The organism is Bradyrhizobium sp. BRP20, assembly GCF_020194215.1.
Classification (GTDB): Bacteria; Pseudomonadota; Alphaproteobacteria; order Rhizobiales; family Xanthobacteraceae; genus Bradyrhizobium; species Bradyrhizobium yuanmingense.
Window position 1 is genome coordinate 1 of record NZ_JADYVY010000111.1, and the last position, 424, is coordinate 424.

The window sequence follows — 424 nt, forward strand, 5'->3', positions numbered from 1 at the left end:
ATCCAGCGGTGCAGCAACAGCGCGCCGCCGGTGGCGAGCAGCACGCTGAGCCAGGCCAGCGGCTGGCGCTCCTCGGCGCTGGCCAGCAGCGCGGCGAGCGCCGCGGCGGCGAGGACCATGGCCGCGAGCGGCCCGTTGTATGGCAGCGCCCCCCAGATCGCCGGCAGCGCCGCGGCGCCGGCGGCCGCGTAGAGCGGCCAGGCAAGCTGCCCGCCGAAGCGACGCTTGAGCAGGATGCCCGCCGACATCTGGGCGAAGGCCGTCGCCATCAGCACCGCGCCGCCGATCGCCGCCCAGGCCTCGGGATACTGGGCCCTGGTGTCGGCGAGCGCCAGGCCGGCAAGGTTGAACAGGGCCATCGCCCCCGCGAAGGCGGCCAGGCTGAGCAGCCAGGCGGCGCGGTAGCGCCAGAGCGCGAAGGCGT

General features: G+C 76.2%; 1 protein-coding gene. It reads right to left on the reverse strand.

Features of this window, described 5'->3' with window-relative positions; translation table 11 throughout:
* Positions 1-424: hypothetical protein (locus tag I6F33_RS38035; protein ID WP_225145804.1), on the reverse strand; the 424-nt coding region annotated here is incomplete at both ends.